We start from the raw sequence: 4,950 nt of genomic DNA on the forward strand, positions 1-4,950 counted from the left end.
GTACAGGGCACAGGCTGGACGGTCTGGAATATCGCCAGCTTTACCACTTTCCTGGCCTGTTTTACCAAACTGGCGGTGAAGACCAGCCATGCGGCCAAACTGTTCAACGCCGTGCAGAAGGCCCAGGTTTCCTGGAAACGGATCCGGCCTCTGCTGCAGCAGGCAGTGAAGGAGACTTCTGCAGCCCCCCGGGGCCCGGTGGAGCCTGTGACAGTGGCAGCCCGGGGTCTTTCCTGTCATTACCGGGGCCAGGAACAGGGGCTGGAGGGCCTGACATTCACTGCCCGGCCCGGGGAGATCATCGGCATTACAGGGCCCGTGGCCTGCGGCAAGAGCCTTCTGGGCAAGGTGTTCCTGGAGGAGGTTCCCTGGAAGGGCAGCATGACCCTGAACGGCCAGGACTTCCATACCCTGACCCCGGAGCAGCGCCATTCCTTCATTTCCTATCTGGGCCATGATCCGGAGCTTCTGAGTACGTCCATCCGGGAGAACATCGCCTTGGGCGACCCGGTGGATGTGGATCATGCGCTGGCGCTTGCCAACCTGGACCGGGAAGTGGCGGCCATGCCGGAGGGGGCGGATACGCTGGCGGGCAGCGGGGGAGCCCAGCTTTCCGGCGGGCAGCAGGCCCGGCTGGCCCTGGCCCGTACCCTGGCCCATGCCCGGTCGGTACTGGTGCTGGATGACCCCTTTGCGGCCGTGGACCGGCAGGGGGAAACGAAGATCCTGGATGCCATCCGCCGGGAATTTCCGGACCGGGTGATCTTCCTGATTTCCCACCGGCTGACCCATTTTCCGGAATTTGCGGGGGTGCTCTATATCGACAGGGGAACCGGCCGATTCGGAACCCATGAAACGCTGTTGCGGCAGGAGCCGGGCTATGCCAGACTGTATAACCTGCAGCAGGAAGGGGTGGATCTGGATGAACGGTAAGAATCCCATCTGGGAAAGTGTGAAGGATACTTTTCGGAGCCACAGACGTTCCGCCAGCCTGGTACTGCTGCTGGTGGTACTGTCGGTGACAACGTCGCTGCTGCCGCCCCTGGTGCTGGAACGGGCCGTGGACAGCCTGACGGAAGGACGGGGCATCCCCTGGCAGCTGGCTCTGCTGTACATCAGCCTCATTGCCCTTTCGGACTTTTTCGAGGCGGCCCAGAACGGGGCCATCACCATCTTCGGCCAGAAAGTGACCCACGGGCTCCGTTCTACCCTGTGCGCCAAGCTGGACAGATTGCCTGCCGGCTATTTTACCAGCCATCCCAGCGGTCAGATCACTTCGGTGTTCGTGAACGATGCGGACACCATCGATACCCTGTATTCCGACGGGGTGGTGGGCATGCTGGCGGATGCCTGCAAACTGGTGGGCATCCTGGGGATCCTGTGGAGCCGCAGCCGGGGCCTGTTCGGGCTCCTGTGTCTGGTGCTGCCGCTCCTGTTCGTGCTTACCCGGCATTTCCAGAAGGGGACCCTGGCGGCCCAGCGGGAGAACCGGAGGGCCATCGGACGGGTGAATAACCACGTGCCGGAAACCATCCACAACATCCGGACCATCCACAGCCTGGGCAAGGAAGCCTATATGGAAGACAGGTACGACAGCCTGATTACGGACAGCTTCCGGGCCGTCAACAAGGCCAATGTGTTCGACGGCATCTATTCGCCCATCATCCTGGTGACCCAGGCCCTGGTGGTGGCGGTGATGATGACCGGAGCGGCCCAGGGGACGGCCTGGCAGGCTCTTTTCGGAGTCAGCGTGGGCAGCGCCGTGGCGGCCATTGCCTATGTGGGCAAGATCTTTGCCCCGCTGGAGAGCATCGGCATGGAGATCCAGAGTATCCAGAGCGCCATGGCAGGTATCCAGCACATCGGGGAATTCCTGGCAGAACCGGAAGAAACCCTGCAGACGGCGTCCGCACCGGTGGCAGAGACTGCAGGGGCAGCTGTGGCCTTTACGCATGTGACCTTCGGCTATGAACCGGAACACCCCATTCTGCGGGACCTGTCTTTTACCTTGAAGCACGGGGAGCAGGCCATTTTCATGGGACCCAGCGGTTCCGGCAAGAGCACCATCTTCAAACTGCTGCTGGGGCTCTATGCGCCGGAACGGGGTCAGGTGACCCTGGAAGGCCGGCAGGCAGGGACCATCCCGGAAAGAGAGAAACGGGCCCTGTACGGCTGTGTGGAACAGGAATTTTCGCCGGTGCCCGGCACGGTGGCGGATCAGGTGACCCTGTTCGATGCCACCATTACACCGGAACAGGTGGAACGGGCTCTGGAGCTGGTGCAGCTGAAGGAAACGGTGGATCAGCTGAGCCAGGGGCTGAAGACGCCCATGCAGGACGGCCTGTTTTCCCAGGGGGAACTGCAGCTGCTGTCCATTGCCCGGGCCATCGTGAAGGACCCGAAGCTGCTGCTGCTGGATGAAATCACAGCCAACCTGGACAGCCGTACGGAAGAACGGATCCTGCAGGCTCTGGAACGGGCCGGCAGGGGGCGCACGGTGCTCAGCATTTCCCACCGGTTTTCCCGGGCCCTGGCGGGGCAGAGGATCATTGAGATAGGGAGATAGGAACAAGATGAAGAAAAGGGGGTGTGAAACAATGCTTTCTCACACCCCCTTGTGTTATACTATATTCCAGTTATTGACTTTACTGTGAAGGAGCTTACTTTGTTATGCCGAAACACCCTTTTACCTGGGCCATGTTTATGGAGGAATTCCAGCATGGGGGACCTCACGTCCATTTCCTTGCTTTCATCATCTTCAATCTGATCGGTATCGCCATCCTGCATTATGTGTTCAAATGGCTGATTGGCCTGCTTTCCAGACACACCCATGTGCGGAGGGAGGAATGGGAAAACACCTTCAAGTTCATGCCGGTGCTTCTGGGGATGCAGCTGGGCATCAAGCTCACCAAGAACATCTTGAACCTGCCCCAGTTCGCACGGCACATTTTAAATGACCATTTCCACAGCCTTGTGATTTTTACAGTAACCCTGTTCGTGGCCCATCTGACGTCTTCTTATCTGAAGAGTCGGCTGTCCCGCAGCGAGGAAAGGTCTTCCTCCATGTCCATCCTGTCCACAGTGGTGGATTTGGCGGTGTATATGGTGGGCTTCCTGTTCATCCTGAATTCCTACGGGATTTCCATTTCGCCGCTGCTCACCGCTCTGGGCGCCGGCGGCCTGGCATCCGCCCTGGCTCTGCAGGATACGCTGGCCAATCTGTTCAGCGGCATCACCACCATTTTCTCCAAACAGGTGCGGATGGGGGACTACATCAAGATGGCCAGCGGGGAAGCCGGCCGTGTGGTGGACATGAACTGGCGGAATACCACCATCCGGACGGCCACCGGGAATCTGATCATCGTTCCCAACAAGAATATTGCGGCTTCCAATGTGATGAACTATGAACAGCCCCTGGCGGAATGCACCATTTCCATTCCCATTACGATCACCTACGACAATGATCTGAAGCAGGTGGAGCAGGTGACCCTGGACGTGGCCCGGTGCATCCTGAAACGCAGCGAATACGGAGTCAGCGGCTTCGAGCCTCTGGTGCGGTTCGACCAGCTGGGGGATTACGGCATCCGGTTCCAGGTGGTACTGCGGATCAAGAACATCCTGGACGAAGCGACGCTGAAGCACCAGTTCATCAAGGCCATCGTCAACCGGTACAAGAAAGAGGACATCCGGCTGCTGGTGCGGCATGACTGATTCGAGGTGAGAAGAGTGAAACTGGGATTCATGGGGTCGGGAGCCATCATGCCCGTAGCCCTGGCGGCGGTGAGCCAGGTGCCTGCCTGGGAGAAGGAAGCCATCTGGGTACGGCCCCACAGTGCAGGAAGAGGCCATGATCTGGCCGAAAAACAGGGCATCCGGAAGGTGTATACTGATTTGGATGCCTTTCTGGAAGACCCGGAGATCGAGACGGTGTACATCGCCCTGATCAATCCGGTCCATGGGGATTATGCACGGAAAGCCCTGCTCCACGGGAAAAATGTGCTGCTGGAAAAGCCCTTTACCACCAGCTATGGGGAGGCCCGGGAACTGGCGGCCCTGGCCCGGGTGAAGCGGCTGTATCTGCTGGAAGCCATGCCCCTGTGGCACAGCCCCATTTTCGCCCGGGTACGGGAACTGGTGCCCACTCTGGGAAAGTTGCGGCTGATCCAGTGCAATTATTCCCAGTATTCCAGCCGGTATGATGCATATCAGAAGGGGATTGTCCTGCCGGCCTTCGATCCGGCGCTCCAGGGGGGCGCCCTGTATGATCTGAATGTGTACAACCTGGATTTTGTCCTGGCGCTTTTGGGCAGGCCGGAAGCGGCCAGCTACCATCCCAACCGGGGCTGGAACGGGGTGGATACCTCCGGGGTGCTGCTGTTGGAATATCCCGGCTGCCGGGCAGAGCTGACGGCGGCCAAGGATTCGGACAGCCCCAGCTTCCTGCTGGTGCAGGGGGAGAAAGGCTGGCTGCGGGTGGAAGGGAAGCCCATCCACATGGCCAGCGTCACCTGGCAGTACATCCAGGGACCGGACAAGGATCAGTTTTCCACAGAGAGCGAAGTTTCCAACGAGCCGCAGCAGTATTCCGCCTGCGCTCCGGAAGAAGGGAACCGCATGGTTTTTGAATTCCGGGAATATGCCCGGATTATCGGGGGAAAATGGAGCGCTGAGGTGCAGGAGTGCCTGGAATGGTCACTGGAAGAGGCAAGGATCCTGGAAAAGGTTTCCGGATAAAGGAATCCTGTCTGATATTGTTTTCATAAAAAAAACGGAGTGTGAAAAAATGATTTTTCACACTCCGTTTTTTTAGGGTTCTTTGTCAAATGTTGGGGCGAATTTCAAATCATCCACCATTCATGGACGTGAGCATTTTTGCTTACGTCCATCTTTAATTTAGTTTTACCTTAGACAACAGTAATATCCTTCCTCGAAATCGTTTAAAGTTCTTGA

At 58.5% G+C, this 4,950-nt stretch carries 4 protein-coding genes; all 4 read left to right on the forward strand.

Annotated elements, in window-relative coordinates; translation table 11 throughout:
* Positions 1–933 (forward strand): ATP-binding cassette domain-containing protein (locus tag ACR0QW_RS10585; protein ID WP_432643607.1); only part of this gene is annotated, 933 nt, incomplete at its 5' end.
* A complete protein-coding gene (locus ACR0QW_RS10590) occupies positions 923–2,566 on the forward strand; it encodes an ABC transporter ATP-binding protein (protein ID WP_432643608.1) in 1,644 nt (547 codons plus the stop codon). The genes ACR0QW_RS10585 and ACR0QW_RS10590, both read left to right, overlap by 11 nt.
* 104 nt (positions 2,567–2,670) lie before the next feature.
* Positions 2,671–3,711 (forward strand): mechanosensitive ion channel family protein, encoded by a 1,041-nt coding sequence (locus ACR0QW_RS10595; protein WP_432643609.1) that lies wholly within the window; start codon positions 2,671–2,673, stop codon positions 3,709–3,711.
* A 15-nt stretch (positions 3,712–3,726) separates the two neighbouring features.
* Positions 3,727–4,734: a Gfo/Idh/MocA family protein gene (locus ACR0QW_RS10600; RefSeq protein WP_432643610.1), complete on the forward strand. Its 1,008-nt coding sequence runs from the start codon at positions 3,727–3,729 to the stop codon at positions 4,732–4,734.
* Positions 4,735–4,950 lie beyond the last annotated feature (216 nt).

The organism is Acidaminococcus sp. (assembly GCF_050873445.1).
Taxonomy (GTDB): Bacteria; Bacillota; Negativicutes; order Acidaminococcales; family Acidaminococcaceae; genus Acidaminococcus.

Excerpts from the sequence above, each read along its gene's own strand:
- ACR0QW_RS10590 (WP_432643608.1), top strand. The coding sequence starts at position 923 with ATGAACGGTAAGAATCCCATCTGGGAAAGTGTGAAGGATACTTTTCGG.
- ACR0QW_RS10595 (WP_432643609.1), top strand. The coding sequence starts at position 2,671 with ATGCCGAAACACCCTTTTACCTGGGCCATGTTTATGGAGGAATTCCAG.